The 21,896-nt window shown below is 68.9% G+C and carries 22 protein-coding genes; 14 read left to right on the top strand and 8 right to left on the bottom strand.

Going from position 1 to position 21,896, the window contains the following annotated elements; genetic code table 11:
- Nucleotides 1-89: 89 nt before the first annotated feature.
- On the bottom strand, nucleotides 90-1,061 hold the full coding sequence (locus ACFY2X_RS07420; protein WP_389933764.1) for a LacI family DNA-binding transcriptional regulator: 972 nt from the start codon (nucleotides 1,059-1,061) through the stop codon (nucleotides 90-92).
- A 146-nt stretch (nucleotides 1,062-1,207) separates the two neighbouring features.
- On the opposite strand from ACFY2X_RS07420, the gene ACFY2X_RS07415 reads away from it, so the two are divergent.
- Both ACFY2X_RS07415 and ACFY2X_RS07410 read left to right on the top strand, forming a co-directional pair.
- Nucleotides 1,208-2,095, top strand: coding sequence for an NAD-dependent epimerase/dehydratase family protein (locus ACFY2X_RS07415; RefSeq protein WP_389933761.1), 888 nt, complete (start codon nucleotides 1,208-1,210; stop codon nucleotides 2,093-2,095).
- Nucleotides 2,095-3,147, top strand: a complete 1,053-nt coding sequence (locus tag ACFY2X_RS07410; protein ID WP_389934774.1) for a mandelate racemase/muconate lactonizing enzyme family protein — start codon at nucleotides 2,095-2,097, stop codon at nucleotides 3,145-3,147. Before ACFY2X_RS07415 ends, ACFY2X_RS07410 begins: the two co-directional genes overlap by 1 nt.
- A 102-nt stretch (nucleotides 3,148-3,249) precedes the next feature.
- Here ACFY2X_RS07410 and ACFY2X_RS07405 read toward each other — a convergent pair whose 3' ends face one another.
- Entirely contained in the window at nucleotides 3,250-4,089 is an 840-nt protein-coding gene (locus ACFY2X_RS07405; RefSeq protein WP_389933758.1) for an NAD-dependent epimerase/dehydratase family protein, read from the bottom strand.
- A 136-nt stretch (nucleotides 4,090-4,225) separates the two neighbouring features.
- Here ACFY2X_RS07405 and ACFY2X_RS07400 point away from each other — a divergent pair, with 136 nt between their 5' ends.
- The 5 genes from ACFY2X_RS07400 to ACFY2X_RS07380 are packed head-to-tail and all read left to right on the top strand — an operon-like array spanning nucleotide 4,226 to nucleotide 9,021.
- Nucleotides 4,226-5,533, top strand: a complete 1,308-nt coding sequence (locus tag ACFY2X_RS07400) for an ABC transporter substrate-binding protein (protein ID WP_389933755.1) — start codon at nucleotides 4,226-4,228, stop codon at nucleotides 5,531-5,533.
- On the top strand, nucleotides 5,530-6,453 hold the full coding sequence (locus tag ACFY2X_RS07395) for a carbohydrate ABC transporter permease (RefSeq protein ID WP_389933753.1): 924 nt from the start codon (nucleotides 5,530-5,532) through the stop codon (nucleotides 6,451-6,453). The genes ACFY2X_RS07400 and ACFY2X_RS07395 overlap by 4 nt, the downstream gene beginning before the upstream one ends.
- On the top strand, nucleotides 6,450-7,307 hold the full coding sequence (locus ACFY2X_RS07390) for a carbohydrate ABC transporter permease (RefSeq protein ID WP_389933750.1): 858 nt from the start codon (nucleotides 6,450-6,452) through the stop codon (nucleotides 7,305-7,307). Before ACFY2X_RS07395 ends, ACFY2X_RS07390 begins: the two co-directional genes overlap by 4 nt.
- Before the next feature lie 52 nt (nucleotides 7,308-7,359).
- On the top strand, nucleotides 7,360-8,109 hold the full coding sequence (locus ACFY2X_RS07385; RefSeq protein WP_389933747.1) for an IclR family transcriptional regulator: 750 nt from the start codon (nucleotides 7,360-7,362) through the stop codon (nucleotides 8,107-8,109).
- 12 nt (nucleotides 8,110-8,121) lie between these two features.
- A complete protein-coding gene (locus tag ACFY2X_RS07380; RefSeq protein WP_389933744.1) occupies nucleotides 8,122-9,021 on the top strand; it encodes a 5-dehydro-4-deoxyglucarate dehydratase in 900 nt (299 codons plus the stop codon).
- Nucleotides 9,022-9,120: 99 nt separating this feature from the next.
- Here the strand turns inward: ACFY2X_RS07380 and ACFY2X_RS07375 are convergent, their stop codons facing one another.
- Nucleotides 9,121-10,593: an aldehyde dehydrogenase (NADP(+)) gene (locus ACFY2X_RS07375; protein WP_389933742.1), complete on the bottom strand. Its 1,473-nt coding sequence runs from the start codon at nucleotides 10,591-10,593 to the stop codon at nucleotides 9,121-9,123.
- Between the two features lie 129 nt (nucleotides 10,594-10,722).
- On the opposite strand from ACFY2X_RS07375, the gene ACFY2X_RS07370 reads away from it, so the two are divergent.
- Together ACFY2X_RS07370 and ACFY2X_RS07365 are read left to right on the top strand one after the other, a co-directional pair.
- The gene (locus tag ACFY2X_RS07370; RefSeq protein ID WP_389933740.1) at nucleotides 10,723-11,979 is read left to right on the top strand and encodes a glucarate dehydratase family protein; all 1,257 of its coding nucleotides are present in this window, start codon (nucleotides 10,723-10,725) and stop codon (nucleotides 11,977-11,979) included.
- Nucleotides 11,976-13,088: a hypothetical protein gene (locus ACFY2X_RS07365; protein ID WP_389933738.1), complete on the top strand. Its 1,113-nt coding sequence runs from the start codon at nucleotides 11,976-11,978 to the stop codon at nucleotides 13,086-13,088. Before ACFY2X_RS07370 ends, ACFY2X_RS07365 begins: the two co-directional genes overlap by 4 nt.
- A 36-nt stretch (nucleotides 13,089-13,124) precedes the next feature.
- Here ACFY2X_RS07365 and ACFY2X_RS07360 read toward each other — a convergent pair whose 3' ends face one another.
- Both ACFY2X_RS07360 and ACFY2X_RS07355 read right to left on the bottom strand, forming a co-directional pair.
- Nucleotides 13,125-13,691, bottom strand: coding sequence for a GNAT family N-acetyltransferase (locus ACFY2X_RS07360; protein WP_389933736.1), 567 nt, complete (start codon nucleotides 13,689-13,691; stop codon nucleotides 13,125-13,127).
- 70 nt (nucleotides 13,692-13,761) lie between these two features.
- Nucleotides 13,762-14,709 carry a zinc-binding alcohol dehydrogenase family protein gene (locus ACFY2X_RS07355; protein ID WP_389933733.1) on the bottom strand — a complete coding sequence of 316 codons (948 nt, stop codon included), beginning with the start codon at nucleotides 14,707-14,709 and terminating at the stop codon, nucleotides 13,762-13,764.
- A gap of 92 nt (nucleotides 14,710-14,801) precedes the next feature.
- Here ACFY2X_RS07355 and ACFY2X_RS07350 point away from each other — a divergent pair, with 92 nt between their 5' ends.
- Both ACFY2X_RS07350 and ACFY2X_RS07345 read left to right on the top strand, forming a co-directional pair.
- On the top strand, nucleotides 14,802-15,281 hold the full coding sequence (locus tag ACFY2X_RS07350) for a MarR family winged helix-turn-helix transcriptional regulator (protein WP_389934771.1): 480 nt from the start codon (nucleotides 14,802-14,804) through the stop codon (nucleotides 15,279-15,281).
- Between the two features lie 148 nt (nucleotides 15,282-15,429).
- Nucleotides 15,430-15,894 (top strand): hypothetical protein, encoded by a 465-nt coding sequence (locus tag ACFY2X_RS07345; RefSeq protein ID WP_389933730.1) that lies wholly within the window; start codon nucleotides 15,430-15,432, stop codon nucleotides 15,892-15,894.
- Between the two features lie 367 nt (nucleotides 15,895-16,261).
- Here the strand turns inward: ACFY2X_RS07345 and ACFY2X_RS07340 are convergent, their stop codons facing one another.
- Nucleotides 16,262-16,957 carry an NAD(P)-dependent oxidoreductase gene (locus ACFY2X_RS07340; protein WP_389933727.1) on the bottom strand — a complete coding sequence of 232 codons (696 nt, stop codon included), beginning with the start codon at nucleotides 16,955-16,957 and terminating at the stop codon, nucleotides 16,262-16,264.
- A 517-nt stretch (nucleotides 16,958-17,474) separates the two neighbouring features.
- On the opposite strand from ACFY2X_RS07340, the gene ACFY2X_RS07335 reads away from it, so the two are divergent.
- A complete protein-coding gene (locus ACFY2X_RS07335; protein WP_389933724.1) occupies nucleotides 17,475-17,951 on the top strand; it encodes an NAD-dependent epimerase/dehydratase family protein in 477 nt (158 codons plus the stop codon).
- Nucleotides 17,952-18,224: 273 nt separating this feature from the next.
- Here the strand turns inward: ACFY2X_RS07335 and ACFY2X_RS07330 are convergent, their stop codons facing one another.
- Nucleotides 18,225-18,791: a GNAT family N-acetyltransferase gene (locus ACFY2X_RS07330; protein WP_389933721.1), complete on the bottom strand. Its 567-nt coding sequence runs from the start codon at nucleotides 18,789-18,791 to the stop codon at nucleotides 18,225-18,227.
- A gap of 709 nt (nucleotides 18,792-19,500) precedes the next feature.
- Here ACFY2X_RS07330 and ACFY2X_RS07325 point away from each other — a divergent pair.
- The gene (locus ACFY2X_RS07325) at nucleotides 19,501-20,502 is read left to right on the top strand and encodes a trypsin-like serine peptidase (protein ID WP_389933717.1); all 1,002 of its coding nucleotides are present in this window, start codon (nucleotides 19,501-19,503) and stop codon (nucleotides 20,500-20,502) included.
- A gap of 240 nt (nucleotides 20,503-20,742) precedes the next feature.
- Nucleotides 20,743-21,504, top strand: a complete 762-nt coding sequence (locus tag ACFY2X_RS07320) for a class I SAM-dependent DNA methyltransferase (protein WP_389933714.1) — start codon at nucleotides 20,743-20,745, stop codon at nucleotides 21,502-21,504.
- 102 nt (nucleotides 21,505-21,606) lie between these two features.
- On the opposite strand, the gene ACFY2X_RS07315 is transcribed toward ACFY2X_RS07320, so the two are convergent.
- Nucleotides 21,607-21,896, bottom strand: a 290-nt coding sequence (locus ACFY2X_RS07315; protein ID WP_389933711.1) for an FGGY-family carbohydrate kinase, incomplete at its 5' end; no start/stop codon positions are given.

Below are 21,896 nucleotides of genomic sequence, written 5' to 3'. Positions count from 1 at the left end.
CGCGATGGAGGTCGACCCGGCGGCGCGCATCGGGCCCGACCTCAGCTCCACGCGGTGGACGCCGTCGCCTTCCGGGGTGATACCGAAGATCATGGCGGCGGCCTTCCCGTGGACTCGCGGACGACCAGACTGGTCTGCAGAGTCGCGACCGTGGCGGGCTCTTCCTCGTCGACCGACTGCAGCAGCAGGTCGACGGCCATCCGGCCGGCCGCGGCCGTGGGCATGGCGATCGTGGTGAGCCTGGGCCTGTTGAGCCGCCCCGACATGATGTCGTCGACGCCGATCACGCTCAGGTCCTCGGGAACGCGCACGCCGCGCTCGCCGAGCCCTTCGATGAGGCCGATCGCCACCAGGTCGTTGTAGGCCAGTACGCCGGTGACCTCGGAGGCGATCACGTCGGTGACCGCGGCGAGGCCGCCCTGCCCGGTCGGCGGGTTGGGGCCGAGGAAGACCACGTCCACCTCTTCGGCCGCCGCGGCGGCCTCCCGCATCTCCTTGCTGGTCCACGACCCACTCGGTCCGGTGACGAGCGCGATCCTGCGGTGTCCGAGCGAGGCCAGGTGCTCGATGGCCAGCGTCGCGCCGCGCCCGACGTCCATCAGCACGGCCGGCACGCTCTTGAGCCGCCGGTTCACGACGACCAGCGGCACGTCCCGGCTCAGGCGCTCGATCGCCCTGTCGGCCAGGCGCGGGCTGCACAGCAACACCCCGTCGACCTGCTTGGCGAAGGCCTGGATGAGCTCTTTCTCGACCAGCGGATCCTCGTCGGTGTCCGCCACGAACACGTGGTGGTCGCGGATCCTGGCCTGCGCCTGGGCCGCCTTGATGAGCGGAGGGAAGAACGGGTTGGCGATGTCGGCGACGATCAGGCCGAGGTTGTGCGTCCGCCCCGTGGTCAGCGCCTGCGCGGCCCTGTTGGGCCGGTAGCCGAGGTCGTCGGCGGCGGCCAGCACCCTGATGCGGGTCTCCGCGTTCACCAGGTGGGGTGCGGAGAATGTGCGGGACACCGTCGAGACGTGCACCCCCGACGCCCGTGCCACGTCCCGGATCGTCACCGCCACGCTTGGCCTCCTCGGACCAATCTTGTGCAATCGGTTGCATTAGCGTCAACCGGCGCCTGCGGCAGCAGGCTATACCTCCTCCCCGTGCTTGACGGGCCTGATTCACCCGCCAATACTGCGATGCAACCGGTTGCCAAGGGAGCGCCATGACACGAACACTGGTGACGGGCAGCGCGGGCCGGTTGGGCCGCAGCGTCGTCACCTCGCTGGCGCGGGCGGGTCACGAGGTCATCGGGGTGGACTCCGGGCCGGGCACGCCCTCGGAGGCCGTGGCGAGCCTGCCCGCCGACCTGACCGATCTGGGCGAGACCTACGACGTCCTCGCCCGCTTCCGGCCGGACGCCGTGGTGCACCTGGCCGCCGTCGCCGCCCCGTTCAGCCGCACCGACGGGGTGACCTTCCGCACCAACGCGCAACTCGCCTTCAACGTCTGCCAGGCCGCCTCCGCATGCGGCGTCGGCACGGTCGTGGTGGCCAGCAGCCCCACGGTGATCGGGTACGGCGCGCCGCGCGGCTGGGCGCCGCGCTACCTGCCGATCGACGAGGAGCACCCGACCGAGCCGTGGAACGCCTACAGCCTGTCGAAGCTGGTGGCCGAGCAGGTGATGGCCGCCTTCGCCCGCAGCTCTGACACCAGGTTCGCGGCCGTCAGGCCGTGTTTCGTGGTGGCGCCGGAGGAGTGGGCGGGGGCCGCCACGCAGTCGGGGCACACCATCGCGGAACGGCTGGACAGGCCGGAGATCGCCGGGGTCTCGCTGTTCAACTACGTCGACGCCAGGGACTGCGCCGAGCTCATCGGGGCCGTCCTGGATCGGCCCGACGTGCCCTCCGGCGAGGTGTTCTTCGCGGGGGCGGCCGACGCGCTGGCCCGCGAGCCGCTGGCCGTACTGCTCCCGGAGGTGATGCCGGGCACCGCCGAGGCCGCCGCGGCGCTGACGGGCACGTCCCCGGCGTTCAGCTCGGCGAAGGCCGGGCGGCTGCTCGGCTGGAGCGCGAAACGAAGCTGGCGCACCGAGCTGAAGGCCGGCCCGTGATCCGCGATCTGCGGGTCACCCCGCGCACCGCCGAGCTGCCCAGGCCGTGGGGAGCCGGCGTGCCCTTCAACCACGTCCTGGCGGTCGAGGTCACGCTGGACGACGGCCGCACGGGCACCGGGTTCTCCTGGACGCCGCAGATCGGGGCGCGGGCCGTACAGGCTCTGCTCGAACACGATGTCCGTAAGGCGCTGATCGGCCTGGACCCGCACCCCGAGGTCGTGTGGGACCGGTTGTGGCGGCACCTGCGCGAGGCCGGGCCCGGCGGGATCACCACGATCGCGCTCGCGGGGGTCGACCTGGCGCTGTGGGACCTGCGCTGCGGCGAGCACGGCCTGGCCGACGTGCTGGGCCGGCGGAGGGAGAGCGTGCCCGTCTACGGCAGCGGCGTGAACCTGCACTACTCGCTCGACGAGCTCGTCGCGCAGGCCGGGCGGTGGAAGGCGGCCGGCTATCCCGGTGTGAAGATGAAGGTGGGCCGCCCCGACCTGCGGGAGGATCTGGAGCGGGTCGCCGCGGTGCGTGAGGTGATCGGCCGGGACACGCTGCTGATGATCGACGCCAACCAACGCTGGGACCTGCACAGGGCGCGCCGCGCGGTGGAGGCCCTGCGGCCGTTCGATCTCCACTGGCTGGAGGAGCCGCTGCCCGCCGACGACGTGGCCGCGCACGTGGAGCTGCGGCGCAGCGTGGACGTGCCGATCGCGGTGGGCGAGAACGTCTACACCGTGTACGGCTTCCGCGACCTGCTGACGGCGGGCGCCTGTGACGTGGTGCAGCCGAACCTGGTCAGGGTGGGCGGCATCACGCCCTTCCTGCGCATCGCCGAGCTGGCCCGGACCTTCGGCGTGCCCACCTATCCCCACCTGCTGCCCGAGATGTCGGCGCAGCTGGCCCTCCATCTGCCGCTGCCGTGCCAGGTGGAGGAGGTCGAGGACGCCTCGTTCGCCGCGCTGGGGCTGCTGGCCCCGCCGTACCCCGTCACGGTGGAGAGCGGCGTGGCGAAGGTCGGACCGCACCGGGGGCTTGGGGTGCAATCGCTCGCGCATTGATGACACCTGAGGGTGCCCTCGAATGGCCGTGGTGTTTCATGCAACCGATTGCGTCTTCCGTCTGAGGTGACATCCTGTGGCGCGTTCCCGGCGACCCGGCTCTCACCATGAGCCGCCGAGTTCCTTGAGGGTGAAGGCGCCACCCACCCGGTCGTGCAGGGGTTCGGTCAGGTCCGGTTCGCCCTGCTCGGCGATGAGCGCGGCCGCGTGTCGCTCGGAGTCGTCCTGCGACCGGTAGCCGATCGCTCGGGCCCCGTCCAGCGACCACCAGCGGCGGGTGTTGTCGGAGACGCCCCAGACCACGTGGTAGCCGGGAGCGGTCAGCGCGGCCTCCACCAGCCTGGCCATGTCGTCAGGGGAGATCCAGGTGGCCAGGCCGCGGGTGTCGCCCGAGCCCTCGTTGCAGGTGCCGAGCCTGATCACGGTCACGTTGATGCCGAACCTGTCGTGGTAGAGGCTGCCGAGTGCCTCCATGACGACCTTGCTCACGCCGTAGAAGGTGTCGGGCCGGGGGAAGGCGTGGTCGGGCAGGTCCGTGCCGTCCGCCGGGCGCGTGTGGAACCCGGCCGCGTGGTGGCTGCCGACGAGCACCACCTGTCGCACCCCTTCCTTTCTGGCGGCCTCCAGCAGCACCTGGGTGCCGTCGATGTTGGCCCGCACGATGTCGGCCCACGGGTGCTCCCGGCTCTGGCCACCCAGGTGCACCACCGCGTCGACCCCCTTCATGGCCGCCGCCATCTGTGCCTCGTCCGCCAGATCCGCCACCACGAACTCCTCGCCAGGCCCCATGTCACACACCCTCCCCGGCGCCGGTTCGGAGCTCGGCACGTGCGTGGGGAGGGGATGGAGGTCGGAGAGCCGCAGGATGCGGGCTTCGCGGGCCAGGAGGGGACGCAGAAGGGTGCCGACCTTGCCGGCGGCGCCGGTCATCAGGATGCGCATGCGGTCTGTTGTACACAACTCCGAACCAAATTCACATCCTTGAATCTTGACCGTGGCCACGCACCGTCGTTACGTTCACATGAACTGATTCCATATTCCGATAAGTCATCCACATATATGAACAGGAGGCGGCCTGATGTCACGCAACCTGATCGGGGCCGGCGTTGCCATGGCTCTGGCCGTAACCGCGGTGGGTTGTGGAGCGGGATCAGGCTCCGGTGGGGACGCCCTCGAAATCTGGATCCGCCAGGTGCCCAACTCCCCCTCGCACAAGACCGCCCAGAAGTTCGTGGCGGAGTTCGAGAAGGCCACCGGCCTCAAGACCAAGCTCGTCTCGCTCTTCGACGACTTCGAGACCAAGCTGCAACAGCAGGCCCAGGCCAAGGACCTGCCCGACATCGTCATCAACGACACCGCGCGGCTCGGCAACATGCAGCACCAGGGCTGGTTACGCGAGGTCGACAGGACCAGGCTGGCCGGCCAGGACAAGCTCGCCGACCAGGCGTGGAAGGCCGCGCAGGCCGGTGACGGCAAATACTACGCGGCGCCGTTCTCCGCCCAGTCCTTCGCGCTGATCATCCGCAGGGACTGGCGCGAGAAGGTCGGCATGGAGCCGCCGCGGTCCTGGGATGACCTGGCCAAGCTGGCCAGGGCGTTCACCGAGAAGGACCCCGACGGCGACGGCGTGGCCAACACCTACGGCTTCGTGATCCCGGCCGGCACCAAGCGCGGTTACGCCTCGTGGTACGCCTCCTCGATGATCTACGCCAACGGCGGCGACTTCCTCAAGGCCACCGGCGGCGGCAAGTTCGCCCCCACGGCCGATGACCCCAGGACGGTCGAGGCGGTCAAGTGGCTGCAGGACCAGTTCTGCACCGCCAAGACCGTCAACCCCGGCGCGGTCAGCAACGACACGACCGTCACGCACACCGTGTTCGAGAAGGGGCAGGGCGGCATCTACCTGGTCGGCCCGTACGTCCTGGCGAGATTCGTCAAGAGCGTGGGCGACGAGAAGATCGAGGTCGTCCAGGTGCCCAAGGGCCCGTCCGGCGGCCCGGGCACGCTCGGCGAGGGCGAGAACGTCTACCTGATGGCCGGATCCGACCTCGAAGCGGAACAGCAGAAGTTCGCCGAGTTCGCGATCTCCGCGGCAGGCCAGAGGGTCGGCATGAACGGCGACGCCGAGGGCCCGATCGTCCGCCTCCCCGTCAACAAGGAAGTCGACCTCGGCGCCGAGCGCAAGGACCCGAGATGGAAGGTGTTCGCCGACGCCTACCCCACCGCCGTCTACACCCCGCCGGTTCCCGACTGGACGCCGTTCAGGCAGAAGGCGGCCGACGCGATCAACGCGGCGTGGGCCGACTGCGCCAAGGACGTGAAGGTCACGATGGACGAGCTGAACACCACGTTCGCCCGGGAACTGGCGACCCAGAAGGCGTCATGACCGCCACGCTCTCTCCCCCGAGATCCGGGACGGCGTCACGCCACGACAAGCCGGTGCGCCGGCGTGGCGCCCTCGTCCCCTGGTTGTTCCTGGCTCCCGCGCTGCTGCTGTTCCTGTACTTCAAGTTCATCCCGATCTTCGTGATGATACGGGACAGCTTCTTCGAGGTCCGGCCCTTCCTCGGCAATCTGTGGGTCGGCCTCGACAACTACCGCACCGTCGTCACCGACGACGCGTTCACCTCGGCGATGCTGCACAGCGCGGTCCTCGCGCTGGGCACCACCGTCGGCTCGATCCTCCTCGGGCTGGTGCTCGCGCTGCTGGTCGAGGGGCCGGCGAGGTATCTGTGGTTCGTCAGGACCGCGGCGTTCCTGCCGGTGGTGACCACGATCGCGGCGGTCGCCGAGGTCTGGCGGATCATGTACCACCCCGGGCCCGACGGCCTGCTCAACGGCATCGCCGGGGTCGCCGGGCTCACCCCCATGCCGTTCCTGTCCAGCGAGGACACCTCGCTCTGGTCGATCATGGGGATGATGGTCTGGCGCGGCGCGCCGTACGACATGATGATCTTCGTCGCGGGCCTGGTCGGCGTGGACCGCACGCTGTACGAGGCGGCGGCCGTGGACGGCGCGACCGTGTGGCAGCGTTTCACCCGCGTGACGCTCCCGGCGCTGCGGCCGGTGTTCTGGATCCTGTTCACGCTGGCGGCCATCCGCGGGCTGCGCGTCTTCGTCGAGGTGTACGTGCTGACGAACGGCGGGCCGAACGGCTCCTCCGAGGTGCTGATGACGCTGATCTACAAGGAGGGTCTGCAGAACAACAGGCTCGGCGTCGCCTCGGCGGGCGCGGTCGTGCTGTTCCTGGCGACGCTGGTGCTCACGGTCATCGTGCAGGTGCTGCGCAGGAGGCAGGAGACATGAGGTTCGACAGCACGCTCGGGCTGGAGGACCGGCGCGGACCCGTGGCCCTGACGCTCAAGACGATCCTCTACGCGGCCATCGTGATCGTCTTCCTCGGACCGCTGGCGGGGCTGCTCGTCAACGCCTTCGGCACGGTCCCCGACCCGACCCGCTTCTCCCTGCCCACCGGCTTCAGTCTGGACAACTTCGCCCGGGCCGGCGAGCGGAAGGTCTACCTGTATCTGCTGAACTCGTTCGTCGTGGTCGGGTTCGGGCTGCTGCTGCAGATGCTCGTCAGCGTGTTCGCGGCCTACGCGCTGGCCCGCAAGAGGTTCCGCGGCATGGCGTTCGTGCTGATCCTCATGCTGGTCACGATGATGATCCCCGAGGAGGTCATCATCCTGCCGCTGGCGGCGGTGCTCGGCGACCTGCCGGTCTTCGGCACCAACCTGCTGGGAACCTACGCGGGCATGATCCTGCCGGTCGGCGCCTGGGGCTTCTCGATCCTGGTGATGACCGAGTTCATGAAGGAGGTGCCGGTCGAGCTGGAGGAGGCCGCCAGGATCGACGGCGCCGGCGAGCTGCGCACGTTCTTCACCATCATCCTGCCGCTGTGCCGGCCCGCGCTCGGGGTGATCGGCGTCTTCGGCTTCACCATGATCTGGGACCAGTACGTGCTGCCGCTCATCGTGGCCACGGAATCCGACCAGTGGACGCTGCCGATCGCGCTGCGCTCGCTGCGCTCCGACGAGGAGGTGGGCATCGGTGTCCTGCTGGCGGCCTCGCTGCTGGCGCTGCTGCCGTCGATCATCGCGTTCCTGGCGTTCCAGCGGCAGTTCATGCGCGGTCTGACCAGCGGCGCCATCAAGGGTTAGGTGTCCATGTACATGGATGGCATCCAATATTCTGGAAACCATGGAGCCCTCGATGGTCAAGTCAGCAGAGCGAACGGTACGCATTCTGGAGACGCTGGCCGCGTCTCCGGACCGCCTCTCGCTGTCGGAACTTCAACAGCAGACCGGCTTCCCCCGCAGCAGCCTGCACGCCCTGATGCGCACGCTGGTCGAGCTCAACTGGGTGGAGACCGACAGCGCCAAGGCCGCTTTCGGCATCGGCCCGCACGCCCTGCTGACCGGGACGGCCTACCTGGACAAGGACCTCGCGCTGCCGTTCGCGCTGGAAACGCTGGAGGACCTGCGCGACGAGATCGGGCACACCGTGCACTTCGCCCGGCGGGACGGCGCGCACGTGCTGTACCTCGCGACCAGGGAAGGCCGCAGGGCGCACCACGTGATCCCTCGGGTGGGCCGCAGGCTGCCCGCCCACGTGACGGCACTCGGCCAGGCGCTGCTCGCCCAGCTGACCTTCGACGAGGTCATGGAACTGCTCCCGGACGAGCTCGCCTGGTTCACCTCTCAGACGCTGACCGACCACGGGAAGCTGAACAAGGAGCTGGACCAGGTTCGCACTCGCGGATGGGCGTTCGAACGCGAGCAGGGCACCCCGGGCGTGCAGTGCGTCGCCGTCGCGGTCGACTACCGCATCCCCGCGACCGACGCCATCAGCTGCTCGATGCCCGTCCACCTGGACGAGAGCGAGATCGGGAAGGTCATCGACGCGGTGACCCGACACACGCGCAAGCTGGCTGCCACCCTGCGCAGGGAGGGCATCCGCTAGAAAGGACCGTTCATGCGTCTTGATGGTGTTCTCTTCTTCCCGGTGACCCCGTTCGGGGCCGACGGCGCCGTGGCGGAGCCGGTGCTGGCCGAGCACGTCGGACGCGGGGTCGCGGCCGGGGCGGGAGGAGTGTTCACCGCGTGCGGCACGGGCGAGTTCAACGCACTCGACCTTGAGGACTACACGCGGGTCGTCAAGGCGAGCGTCGAGGCCACGGCCGGCCGGGTGCCCGTCTTCTCCGGCGCGGGCGGGGTCACGGCCCGCGCCTTCGCCAGGGTGGCCGCCGACGGAGGTGTGGACGGACTGCTGCTCTTCCCGCCGTACCTGGTCGCCTCACCCGCCGAAGGCCTGGTCCGATACGTGCGCGAGGTGGCCGCCGAGACGGATCTGCCGGTGATCGTCTATCAGCGCGGCAACGCCCGCTTCACCCCCGACGCGGTGGCCGAGCTGGCGGGTATCCCGAACGTGATCGGTTTCAAAGACGGGCTGGGCGACATCGACCTGCTGCAGCGGATCATCCTGACCGTCCGGCAGGCGACCGACCGGGAGTTCACCTTCTTCAACGGGCTGCCCACGGCGGAGCTGACCGTTCCCGCCTATCGGGGGCTCGGGGTCACGCTCTACTCCAGCGCGGTGTTCGCGTTCGCCCCGGAGATCGCGCTGGCCTTCTACAAGGCGGTGACCAGCGGGGACGACCGGCTCACCACGGCGCTGCTGACGCGGTTCTACCTTCCGCTGGTACGGCTGCGCGACAGCCGGCAGGGGTATGCGGTGTCACTGGTCAAGGCCGGTGTGCGGCTCGGCGGCCTGGATGTGGGAGGTGTGCGGCCCCCGCTGCTCGACCCTCGGCCGGAACATGTGGCCGAGCTGTCCCGCATCATCGCCGAAGGCCGCCGCGTCGCCGGCGCCTGACCACGGTGCGGCGTACTCGGAGGTGCGGGCCTCGGGAGGGCGGAAGTCCTCCCGAGGCGCGGCTACGCGGCTGCGCGGCGCTCCCCGAGGTGCCGCGGGTCAGGGGTTGAGGCGGCCGTCAACGCGCTGGGGGACGCCGAGCGGGTTGCCGTCCTGGAGCTCAGGCGGGAGGAGCTCCGAAGGCCAGTCCTGGTACGCCATGGGCGCGAGCCAGCGGTCGATGGCCGTCGCGCCGACCGAGGTGTGCGCGGGGGCCGTCGAGGCGGGCCAGGGACCGCTGTGGTGCATCGCCCAGCACACGGCCACGCCGGTCGGCCAGCCGTTCCAGAGGAGCCGTCCGGCCTTGCGGCCGAGCACCTCCGCCACCTGCGTCGCCTCAGCGGGCACGTTCGCGTGGATGGTGGCGGTGAGCGAGCCTTCGAGGTTCCGCAGCACGGCGAGCAGTCCGGGAATATCGCGGTAAGTCACCACAACGGATGCGGGCCCGAAGCACTCCTCCGCGATCCGCGGCAGCTTCTCGGCGAAGGCGTCGACATCGGTCACGAAGACCTGCGGGGTGACCGCCCAGGCGCCCTCCCCCGGCTTGCCCGAGGCCAGCGACCGCAGCTCGCCCAGCCGCTCGACCCCGCCGAGGTATCCGTCCCTGATCCGCTCGCCCAGCATCGGCCCGCCGGTGGTGCCCGCCACCGCGTCGGCGATCGCGTCCAGCAGTTCCGTGTCCGAAGGCACGAACAGCAGACCCGGGTTGGTGCAGAACTGCCCGACCCCCAGCGTGAGCGAGGCCGCGAACCCCTTCGCCACCTCGTCGGCGCGGGCCGACGGCAGCACGACCACCGGGTTCACGCTGCCGAGTTCGCCGTAGAACGGGATCGGCACCTCCCGCTGGTCGATCAGCGCCTTGATCGCCTTGCCTCCCGCCACCGACCCGGTGAAACCGGCCGCCGCGACGACCGGGTGCCGGACCAGGTCGGCCCCCGCCTGCATGCCGTGCACCAGGCCGAGCAGGTCGGGCGACGGCAGCGCCGCACGGACCGTCTCGGCGACCATCGCGGAGGTGTTCGGGTGTCCTGGATGCGCCTTGACCACGACCGGGCAGCCTGCGGCCAGGGCGGAGGCGGTGTCGCCGCCCGCGACAGAGAACGCGAACGGGAAGTTGCTGGCCGCGAAGACCGCGACCACGCCGGGGAGGGGCCGCTTCATACGGCGCACGTCCGGCCGGGGCGGCGTCAGCGACGGGTCGGCGTGGTCGATGATCGCCTCGACGTACCCGCCGTCCCTGATCACCTGGGCGAACAGCCGGAACTGCCCGGCGGTGCGTGCCACCTCGCCGCGCAGCCGTACCTCTCCCAGGGCCGTCTCGGCGTCGGCGACCTGCCAGAGCTCGTCCACCCGCGCGGTGAGCGCGTCGGCGATGGCTTCGAGCACGCGCGCCCGCTCCTCGGCCGAGGTGGCGTGCCAGGCCGCGCCCGCGGCTTCGGCGGCGTGCACGATCGTGTCGACTTCGGCCGGGTCCGTCTCCGGCAGCGCGGCGCCTACGGTCTCGCCGGTCCGCGGGTCATATCCGTAGATCATCGCTTGGCCCTTTCGGTGCAATATCACACTACACAGACTACAGCTTGACACTTGTGCAAGGCGATTCTTACAGTTGCGTCACCTGTCCACAAACCTGGCCACTGTTCACATACATGGACGGCGACTTCTATGGTCATCAGGGAAATCCGTGTCACGCCCGTCGCTTTCAGAGACCCGCCGCTGCTGAACGCCGCCGGCGTGCACGAGCCCTGGGCGCTCCGCACGATCGTCGAGGTGGTCACCGATGAGGGGCTCAGCGGGCTCGGCGAGACCTACGGCGACCTCGGCCACCTGGCCAAGGTGCGCGAGTGCGCGCAGGCGCTGGTCGGGCTGGACGTGCACGCCGCTCACGAGATGTACGCCAGGGTCAGCGCGGTCGTCGGCGACGCGGTCGGCGACCTGCACGGCTTGACCGGCGCCGCCACCAGGCAGAAGAGCGTCGACCGGGTGTTCTCCCCCTTCGAGGTGGCATGCCTGGACGTCAGGGGAAAGGCGGCGAACGTCCCGGTCTGCGATCTTCTCGGCGGGCGGGTGCGCGAGGCGGTGCCGTACAGCGCCTACCTGTTCTACAAGTGGGCGGGGCATCCGGGTGCGGAGCCGGACAGGTTCGGGGCGGCGCTGGATCCGGCGGGGCTGGTCGAGCAGGCCGCGCTGCTCGTGAAGGAGTACGGCTTCCGCTCGATCAAGCTCAAGGGCGGGGTCTTCCCACCGGAGCAGGAGATCGCCGCGATCAGGGCCCTGCACGAGGCCTTTCCCGGGGTTCCGCTGCGGCTCGACCCGAACGCCGCCTGGTCGCCGACGACCTCGATCATGGTGGCCGGAGAGCTCGACGGCGTGCTCCAGTACCTGGAGGACCCCACACCCGGTATTTCCGGCATGGCTGAGGTTTCTCGAAATATCGCTACAAAGCTGGCTACGAACATGTGCGTCGTCACACCCGAGCACTTGCCCCCCGCCGTCGCCTCCAACGCGGTCCAGGTCCTGCTGCTCGATCACCATTACTGGGGCGGGCTGGTGCGATCCGCGCAGGTGGCCGCCCTGTGCGCGACATTCGGCCTGGAGCTGTCCATGCACTCCAACTCCCACCTCGGCATCAGCCTGGCCGCGATGACCCATCTCGCCGCCGCCACGCCGAACCTCACCTACGCCTGCGACACCCACACCCCCTGGCAGGACGGCCAGGACGTGGTCCTGCCCGGTGCCCTGCGCTTCGTCGACGGAGCCGTCCCCGTGCCCGGCGGTCCCGGGCTGGGCGTCGAGCTGGACAGAGACGCGGTGGCCGTCATGCACGAGCAGTACCTCACGTGCGGGATCGTCTCCCGCGACGACACCGCCTACATGCGGCGCTTCGAGCCCGCCTTCACCGCGAGGAGAGCACGCTGGTGAAGGTCGCCTACGCCTACCCCTGGGACCTCGTCGGCGACCCCGCGGCGGCCGAGCGCATCGCCGGGCTCGGCGTGGAGGCGGTCGCGCTGGCCGCCTCCTACCACGCCACCCGCGCCGCCACGCCGTACCACCCCGCACACCGCGTGCTCGAAGTCCCCCACTCGGCCTTCTACCTGCCCGTGCGTCCCGAGGCCTGGGGCACACTGGTGCCCGCCTCGCCCACCTGGACGCCGCCCGACGCCTACCTGCGGGCGCGGGACACGCTGACGGCGGCCGGGCTCAAGGTGCTGGCCTGGACCGTGCTCACCCACAACTCCCACCTCGGCACCGCCCACCCGGACCTGGTCACACGCAACGCCTTCGGTGACCGGTACTCTCACGCGCTCTGCCCCGCCCATCCGGATGTCGTCGACTACTGCGAGCGCCTGGTCCGCGAGATCCTGACCTTGGGCGAGCCGGACGGGCTGGTGCTGGAGTCATGCGGCCCGGCGGGCTTCCCCCACCAGAACACGCACGAGAAGACCGCCGGCGCCGACTGGACGGGCGTCCTCGCCGACCTGCTCTCCCTCTGCTTCTGTACGGCCTGCGCTCCCCGCCACCCGGAGGGCGTCAGGCGGCTGGTCGAGCAGGCGGTCGACGAGGCGGCCCCGCTCGCGTCGATGGCAGAGGCGCTGGGTGAGAGCGCCGAAGCGGTGCGGGCCGTACGGGTCGAGCTCTCGGCGCACCTGCGCGCGCGGCTGATCGCCGTCGCCCGCGAGGTGGCTCCCGGCACGCCGATCACCCTGCACGCCACTCCCGATCCGTGGGCCACGGGGGCGTTCGCGGCGCTGCCGTACGGCGAGGCGGGTGTGGACGTGCTGGTCGGCAACTGCTGGGGCGACCCGGCGGGCGACGCGGAACGCCTGGCCCGGCTGGCCGCGATGACCCAGCCAGGGCAGCGCGTCGGCGCCTACGTGCTGGCTCTGCCGCCACGGCCCGCCGACGCCGCCGTCCTCGCCGAGCAGCTGGCCGCCTACGCCAAGGCGGGGGCGACGGAGTTCCACCTGTATCACGCGGGCCTGGCCTCGCCCGCCCGCCTCGCCGCGCTCCGGGAGGCGCTCAGCCGGTGAACCGGGTGTGATCCCCAGTCGCGATGTTCCCTCGATTCAGGAGGCCCGGCGATCATCGGTGGAACGGTTGGCGGCAAGGGTGCTGATCGCGTCCGGATTCCAGGTGTACTCGACGACGGGCAGTTCGAACCCGGCGGGGAAGCGCTCGACGAACTCCTTCGTGGGGCGGCCGCCCAGACGCCGGTAGAAGGCGATTGCGGCGGCGTTGGCCTGGAGCACTCCCAGGTAGACGGTCTTCCCCGGATGGCGGCTCGCCGCCCAGGTGGAGGCGTGCTGCATGAGCCGGCGGCCGATGCCGGAGCCCTTACGCCGGGGTTGGACGTGGAGGTTGTCGAGCAGGATGCGGCCATCGGCCTCAAGGGTCAGGTAGGCGAACCCCAACAGGGCGGTGTCGTCGACGGCGACGAGCAGGCAGGAGGCGTGATCCGGTTCCGGGGCGACGGTGGTGAGGCGTGTGGCCCACATGGCCTTGCGCTCGTCGAGCAGCGACGGTCCGTTCAGATAGCCGGCGGGCATGATCCCGGCGTAGGCGGTCAGCCAACTCTGGGTATGCAGCGTCGCAATACGCTCGGCGTCGTCCTTCGTTCCGAATCTGATGTGCATGGTGTAGAGGTTGACATGCTCACAGGTAGATCCGACAGTCGGCCGCGCCCCGGGCAGACCCGGACTGGCGTCATCCGATCCGGACGATGCTCTTGCCGCGGGTCGCTCCGCCGGCGAGATCGGCGATGGCGGTCTCGACGTCGGCCAGCTCATATTCGGCGGTGATATCGATGCCGACCTTGCCGTCTCCGACCAGTTCCAGCGCGCGGCGCGCGCTGTCGGCGAGCCGCTCGGGATGGGTCTGGCTGAGCAGGTTGCTGTTGTAGGTCAGCATCGACGTGCCCCGCATCAGCAGATCGTTGGCCGAGACCGAGACCGGCTCGAAGGTGGCGATGTTGCCGTAGACCACGATCCGGCCGTGCGGTGCCAGGCGTTCCAGGTTGGCCAGCCGGGTCTGGCCGCCGATGGGGTCGAGAATCACATCGAAAAGCTCTCCGTCCAGCGCCTGGGGGAACTCCTCGCGGCTGATCACCTGGTCATAACCGAACTGCCGCGCGTAGTCGGCCTGTCCCCGATTGCCCACGACACCTACGACCCGCCCCGCGCCGGCGGCCCGGGCGAACTGTCCCGCGAGCGTGCCGACCCCGCCGGCTGCCGCGTGGATCAGCACGCTCTGGCCCGGCCGGACACCCGCGACAGTGTTGATCAGGTCATAGGCGGTGGAGGTGACCCAGCCGAACGCGGCGGCGGTCCGGGAGTCCACGGTGGGCGCCGCGATCGCCAGCACCGAGGAAACGACAACGACTTCCGCGAAGCCGCCCGAACTGGTCAGCGCGATGACCTGCTCACCGACGCGTGCCGGGTCGACACCCTCGCCGACCGCGATGATCTGCCCGGACGCCTCGAAGCCGGGCACGAAGGGACGAGGAGTCGAGAAGTGGCCGTCGCGGACCAGCACGTCTCCCCACTGAACACCCGCGTAAGCGACGCGGATGGCCACCTCCCCGTGCCCGGGGACGGGCTCGGCGATCTCGGTCATGTGGAACTGGTCGTCGCCGGCGAGCACGGCAGCCTTCATAATTCACAACCTTCTTGGTCGAATCAGTATCCTGATACTCGGACGATAGCGAGTCTCAGGAAGCTGAGTCAAATGAGGGAGCTGTGACAAATATGGTCGACGTGTCCGCCGAGGAATACCTGTGCACCAGGATCCGCCGCGCCGAGCAGGCTCTGATGGCCCATCACGAAGCCGTCCTGCGCACCTATGGGCTGACCATGACCCAGTACACGGTGCTGCTCGCCCTCTCCCGCGATGAAGGCATGTCCGGTGCCCAGCTGGCCCGCGCCTGCGGCGTCACCCAGCAGAGCATGGCCACGGTCCTCACCGGCATGCAGACCAAGGGCCTCATCGACCGGCAGCCATCATCTGTGCACGCCAAGGTCATGATCGCCACCCTCGCCGACGCCGGTCAGCGCCTTCTCGAGGAGGCCTACCAAGAAGTCAACGTGCTCGAAAAAGCCCTCATCGACAAGTTCACCCCAGCCGAGCACAGGCAGTTCTGCGATCTCCTCGATCGAGCCACCGAGACTCTGATCGAACAGACCCCCCGACCCGCCAAGTCAACATCCCATCGCCCCCCATCGACCTGAGCCGAGCCGGGGAGAACCGCTGTCCGCCAACGGGCTGGATCCCGTGTCCGCGGCCGGGGAAGGTCTTCTGCCCGCGAGCAGTGAGGCGAAGTGTCCAGCCAGCGGCGACCCGGTCCTGAACCGTCAACGACTCCGGACGAAGCCATATGTGAAGGATCTCGGAGGCATCAGAGCCATAGGTGAACGGGCCGCAGCGACCGTGGGTCACGCCCGCAGCCGGGCGATCCTGGGCATGTCATTCATTTACAGGCCCTTGGCATCTGAAGACGCGTGGTGGGGGTATGTCGTCCCTCACGGGGCGATCTTGGGCCCAGAAAGGAGATCAGCCGTGTACGCAACGGTACGGCGATATGAGGGGGTAACCGATCCCGCCGAGGCGGGACGCCTGGTGAGTGAGGGGTTCGTGCCGCTCATGCGCCAGGTCCCCGGCTTCGTGGCTTACTACTGGGTCGACGCTGGGGGTGGGGTGATGGTTTCCACCAGCGTCTTTGAAGATCAAGCCGGGGCCGAGGAATCCATCGAAAGGGCTGCGGACTTCGTGCGGGAAAGGCTCACCTCCCTGCTTCCGAACCCTCCTCAGATCATGGCCGGCGAGGTCGTAGCCTCCGGGTAGTGGCCATCTGTCACCCGACAGCGCCGGCGGGGTACGGCTTTCCGGCCGAGGGCTGCTCTCGACGGCCTACGGCCGCACACGGACGCAAGCCGTACCCGGGGAGAACTCCCAGTTCAGAGGGCAGATCACAAGTGTGCGCCCCGGCAGGATCCGAACCTGATGACTCCGTACGTACCCGAGTCCGCCGACTCGGGTACTCGCCCTGAAGCCTTGATTCGAGCCGGCGGCACCTGGTCGGCGGCGGATCTTGCGGACCGTGTACGGGTGCGGCGTGTTCCAGACGCCGCGAGAGAAGCCGCGCTGTAAGGAGATCTGGGTTCTCGGCGCCGAGAGGTGGCGCAACCCGGACGACGCCCTGCCCATCGGCTCAGCTTTTGGTGAGTGCTTCGCGGCGGATCCACTGGAGCAAGGTGGGGTTGTCGGTGGTGGTGACGACGCTGACGGTGGTGCGGAGGTGGCGGTCGTCGTCCAGCAGGGCCAGCATGCTCGCGGCCAGGTCCGCACGGGCGGTGAACCTGCCGTCGGCGTGGCCCTCGACGAGGGTGTAGTCGGTGACCGACGGCAAATGGTAGAGCCCGCTCGGGCGCAGGATCGTCCAGTCAAGATCGCTGGTGCGGACCAGCGCTTCCATCCGCCGCATGTCGTCGTACAGCGTCTTACCCAGTACCCGCGTCACGTATGGCAGCAATACCCGGTTGAACAGGAACCCGCCCTCGGAGTACGGGTGCGGGTCGACCCCGCTTGAGCTGACCACGGCGAGCCGGCGCACCCGATGCCGTTTCATCGCGGCGACGATATTGGCCACACCGCGCGAATAGGTGCTGATCGGCTCCTTCCCAGGGGGCACCCCGAGCGTCGACAGCACCGCATCCCGCTCCGCCACGGCGGCGTCGACGGCCACCGGATCGAGGACGTCGGCACCGACCACCTCGAGCAGATCATGGCGCAGTGGAAACGAGTCCGGCTGCCGGGTGACCGCGGCGACCCGATGTCCGGCGGCCAGTGCCTGGTCGGTGAGCAGGCGGCCGGTGGGACCGTTGGCTCCGAAGACTGCGATCCGCATGGCGGCTGTCTTCCTTGGTCGTGTCCGAGTTTCCTGTGGTGTTGTCCGTCAGAAGCTGGAGACGCCCGTGCGGGCGGTGGAGAACGGGCTTGGCGTACGTTTTCCGTTCCTCCACGCTCCGAGGGCCGAGTCCGTCTCCCCCGAGCTCTCCCGAGACGAGACAGCCCGGCCGTTCTGTGACATGGGAGGAAACACGGCTGAGCCGGCGGCCACCCGATAACGGCGCTCTCCTCGGCCCTCCACCTGCGAAAGACATCCGAGCCGAGGTCGGAGATCCGGTGCGGCTTTGCATCGGACGCAGGATCCTTGATCTGACGCAAAGCCCCTGAAGCCCGGCCTGCGTCCGGCACGGCTCCTCAAACGCCGCCTGCCGGCTCACTGCTCCATGAAACCGGGGGCATCGGCTGATAGCCGCGAACGATCTTTTCCCGACTGTCCTGCCTCCCATGTCACAGAAGGGCGGGCTGTCTCGTCTCGGGTTGGGAAGACAGGTTTTGGAATCTGGAAGGTGGTGGTCATGCGGGTGTTCGTGGCCGGCGGGGCCGGGGTGCTGGGGCGGCGGCTGGTGCCACAGCTTGTGGCACGTGGTCACGAGGTGACGGCGACGACGACGAGCGTGGCGAAGCTGGACTTGGTGGAGCAGCTGGGTGCTGAAGCGGTCGTGATGGACGGGCTGGATGCGGTGTCGGTCGGTGAGGCGGTGGCCCAGGCCCGGCCGGATGTGATCGTGCACCAGATGACCGCTATCTCCGGCAAGCCCGACATCAAGCACTTCGACCGCTGGTTCGCCACCACCAACCGGCTGCGCACCGAGGGGTCGGACCACCTGCTGGCCGCCGCCCAAGCGACCGGGGTGTCCCATTTCGTCGCGCAGAGCTACGCCGCATGGAACGGCATCCGTCAGGGCGGAGGAGCCAGTACTGCCGGCAGTCGAGGAAGTCACCGGGCGACCGGCTTTCACCTATGCCCAATGGGTCGCCCATCGCGCGGCTGATTTCGGCTCGGCGCCGGCCTGACGGCGACCGCCCCGGCTGCTGTCGCGCCGCGGCATCCCGCTGCGGAAGAAGACACTGTGGCGGATGCTCTACGAAACTGCAGCCCGCGCCGCCGAGGTCCTCGCCCTCAACATCGAGGGCCTCGGCCTGGAAGTCCGCGGGCGCCGGCATCTGCCCGCACACCGGCCGCGCCCGCCTGGGCCACGATCGAGGCCTGGACCGACCGACCGAATGCTCGGCTCCCTCTATCACCGCCTGAACGAACGCAAGGCCTACGACGAACCGGCGGCATTCCCGTCATCGAGTGACCGGCCAAGCTCAAAGGCGGCGACACCGGACACCGCTGACGCCGCCTGATCATCAATCGATACCGGCTTGCTCAACCGTACCTCCTCCTCCGCATATCCCAGCGCCTGGTAGAAGCTCCGGGCACGGACATTGGCCGCACCGGTCTCCAACGTGATGCGCTGCAGACCGCGTTCGCGTGCCCAGGACTCAGCAGCGTCCGCCAGAGCACGCCCGACGCCCATGCCCTCCAGTTCGGCGGAGACGACGAGCTCGCCGATGTAGGCGTCCACTTGGCCGGTGAAGTGCCGCCGGGTGGTCACGGTGACAAAGCCCGCGACACAGCCGTCGGAGATCGCCACAAGCACCCCGTGACCATCCCTGCCGTCCTGGTCCAGGGAACTGGTGACCCAGCCCCGCACGGCCAGGGCGACGGCATCGGCGTCCCGCCAGACCGCGACTCCCTCGGTGAGGCGCGGCGCCAGCGTGACTACGGCATCGCGGTCTTCATCTCGGTAGGGCCGGATCACAACGGGGGCCTGTCCACCACTCATGATCGGCAGTCTGGCATCGGACCCCCTTGTGAAAAAACAGTCATCGGCCCACGAATGTTGACTCTCGCGTCGGGCGAACGAGGCCCTGATGACGCGCTCGTGTTCCGTCGCGAGGACGGCCGTGCGATGGATCGCTGGTACGTACGCCGGAAGTTCCAGAAGGTCACGAACGCGGCCGGTATCGGAACGGACTGGTGCCCCCGCGAGCTGCGGCACAGCTTGTGTCCCTGCTGTCCGCGCGTGATGTCGCCATAGAAGAGATAGCGCGTCTCGTTGGCCACTCGTCAACGAACGTGACCGAGACCGTCCACCGCCAGGAGATCAGGCCGGCGCTGACCAAGGGCGCCGTGGTCATGAACAAGATCTTCAAAGCGCAGACCGCGTGACCGAGTGGCTTCCCATTCGGCTTCCCGATGCAGCGCGCCGAACGCCGCTGCCGGTGCGCCGAGCCGGGCTGTCGTGCCTGTTCATGGCCTTCTGGCGTGCGCGGCCTCCGCAGCCGCGAAGTGGTGGCCCATCGAGGCTCTTGTATCGAACACGTGATCCAAAACTTCTGGAGTCAGAGCCTCGGCCAAGATTACGATCTTGCTGTTCGCCGGCCGTGTTGATCGGCCGGCTCTCCACGCTGACGGGGCGCGAAGACGCCCCATGACTGGATGGGAGATCAACCTTGAGGCGTGCACTGATCGCGTTAGGCATCGGCTTGAGCGTGCTGGGTTCCGCTATCGTCACCGAGCCGGCACAGGCCGCGAGTGTGGTGGTGGTCCCGTTGGCTCCCACCGTGACGACGGCTCAGCAGGTCGCGAGGTTCTGGCTCGCCGACGGGGCTGCCAACCTGAAGAACGCCACGCCGTACGCCGTGCGGACTGCGGTCGGCGGGGAACGCCTGTCTACGGACATCGTCCCGGACGGCCCTCCGGCTTCCATTCCACCCCTGGAGGGGCCGACCTCGCCGGAGGAGGGGATGCCCACGACCTCGGGCAAGGTGTTCTTCATCGGCAGCGACCTCCAGCCGCACTGGTGCACCGGCACGGCTGTGCAGTCGAAATACCGGAATGTTGTCGCGACGGCAGGTCACTGCCTGCTGGACATCGAGGCCCCGGGCGGCCCGCTGGCCAAGTGGGTCTTCGTCCCCGGCTACTCCGAGGGCATGACCCCGTTCGGCCTGTACGTCGGGAAGCAGGGCGTCGCCCACTATGACTTCGACGACATCCGGGACTACGACCGCGACCTCGCCTTCGTCAACGTGTACAGCGGTGTCGTCTCCTCTTCTCCGGACGTGCTGACCAATGCCGGGAAGTTGGCCGAGAACGTCGGCGGTCAGGGGGTCGCGTTCAACCAGCCGCTCGCGCCCACGGTCGACGTCTTCGGCTACCCCGCCGGCCCCGAGCCCGACGGCAGCCGGCCCTACACGGGCGAGACCCTTGAACGGTCGACCGGGTCGACATTCGCGATGAAGGTCACCGGCCTCCCCGCAGACCGGCCCATAGGCGCGGACTCCCCGTTCACCGGTGAAGGCTCTCTCGGTTCCTCGTGGCTGACCCATTACACGAGTGACAGCCGTACCGGCTATCTCAACGGCATCACGATCAGCGTTTCCGACACCGATGGCGACAATCGGTATGACACCGGCGTCTCACCGTACTTCGACGGTGAGTTGTACACGGTCTACCGGAGGGCCTCCGACCTCTGGACCGGCTCCATCGCTTAGACGGCCTCCGTCCCCGCCGCGTCCGCCCAGAGGGGCGGACGCGGTGTCATGGTCTGGAGGAAACCGGTTCTGACCGCTGACTTGTAAACATCCTGTTCCCTGGCCGATCAGGATGATCTCCGTTGTGCGTGGCTGACGGTCTTTGAGCTTGATCGGCTGGCGGTGCAGCCGCGCACGGCCGGCGGTCTGAATGCGCTTGCGACCGTAGGATCACAAAATCGTTGGACAACGCGTACACCCATGACCATCGTTGGCGGCATGCAACAGGAGGAGATCTGGGACATCGATGCCGCCCGGCACTATGACACTCCGGGTACCGGCATGTTCGCACCCGAGGCCTTGGAGCCGACCGTGGGTCGCCTGGCCGAGCTTGCGGGCGACGGACCCGCGCTCGAGTTCGCCATCGGAACCGGCCGCGTGGCCGTGCCGCTCGCCGCGCGAGGGGTGCCCGTCACCGGCATAGAGCTGTCACCTCCGATGATCGACCAACTACGAACGAAGGTGGACGAAGCGACGATCCCAGTGATCGTCGGCGACATGGCGACTGCCGTCGCTCCGGGGAAGTACACGCTCGTCTACCTTGTCTACAACACGATCTCCAACCTGCTCACCCAAGCCGAGCAGGTCGCGTGCTTCCGCAATGCTGCCCGTCACCTCACACCCGGCGGCCGGTTCGTGGTTGAGCTCTGGGTACCTGAGCTCCGCAAGCTTCCACCTGGTCAGCCGGCCACGGTCTGGCATTGCGAGCCCGGCTACATCGGCTTGGACACCTACGACGTTCTGCGCCAGCACGTTGTATCGCACCACTTCAGGTTCGATGAGAGCAGACAGGCTCAGCTGTTCCGTAGCCCGCATCGCTACATCTGGCCGGCCGAGCTCGACCTCATGGCTCAGTTGGCCGGGTTCGAGTTGGAGACCCGGCATGCCGACTGGGCCGGAGCCGACTTCACCGCCGAGTCGCGTTCCCACGTGTCCGTCTACCGCATCCCGCCGGACCACTAGCTTCGCCCGAAGACCGAAGTACTACGTCCCTCAGCGTCGAATCGCCGACGGCATCGGCGCCAACGGCTAGATCAGCATGTTCGGCTGTCGGCGTGCGCATGATCAGCGCGCGTATCGGGCGTACTGCTCGCGGATGACGGGCCGGTAGTCGGGCACCGGCTCGGCCGCGACGGACAACGGCCAACACGGCCGCGCCCCCGTCAGCGCCCACGCCGCCTGGACCGCCGCCCCGTCCGCGACATACTCGCCGGGCAGCGGAATGATCACCGGCGGCTCGAACGTCTGGGCGGCGATCTCCTGCACCGCGGCGTTCTGCGCCGCCCCGCCGATCAACAACACCCGGTCGGTCTCGACACCCTGCCCGCGCACCGCTTCAAGACCGTCGGCCAGAC

The sequence above is a fragment of the Streptosporangium sp. NPDC000396 genome (assembly GCF_042898655.1).
GTDB lineage: Bacteria > Actinomycetota > Actinomycetes > Streptosporangiales > Streptosporangiaceae > Streptosporangium.
Note: the sequence above shows the minus strand (reverse complement) of the source record. Positions and strands in the feature narration are given on the sequence as shown.